Source organism: Streptomyces sp. 4F14 (assembly GCF_048159485.1).
Classification (GTDB): domain Bacteria; phylum Actinomycetota; class Actinomycetes; order Streptomycetales; family Streptomycetaceae; genus Streptomyces.
Map to the genome: position 1 here is coordinate 1 of NZ_JBLRVY010000193.1, position 396 is coordinate 396.

General features: G+C 72.7%; 1 protein-coding gene. It reads right to left on the reverse strand.

What is annotated here, in order from left to right; all coding sequences use genetic code 11:
- A partial coding sequence (locus tag ACLZOT_RS50275) for a hypothetical protein (RefSeq protein WP_416976027.1) occupies window positions 1–396 on the reverse strand: 396 nt, incomplete at both ends.

The window sequence follows — 396 nt, forward strand, 5'->3', positions numbered from 1 at the left end:
GTGCCGCCTCCAACCGTGCCGGTCAGGCCGGCCTGACCGAGCCGGAGGCCCAGGAGGCCGGTCAGTCTGGTCTCGCCGCGGGCGCCCAGGAAGGTACGCACGCTCCAGCTGTTCTTCCGCTCTCCGCTGACAGTGACCCCCTGGCCGGAACGTATGTAGATCGACATCGGGCGCGCCTCGTCGCCGGTGGCCCCGCCGACGCGCTCGCGCAGCCGGGCGGTCACCGACACGTCGTACGTCCGGCCGCCCAGATGGATGGAACTCTCGACGCCGGCCATCAGCTGAGCCAGGTCCGTCTCCAGGGACGGCCGTCCGAACGAGGTGAGAAGCTCCTTGTCCGCGCCCGCCCAGGTCACCCGGGGGCGGCGCAGCCTGACGAAGGGCGGGCGGAGGGCC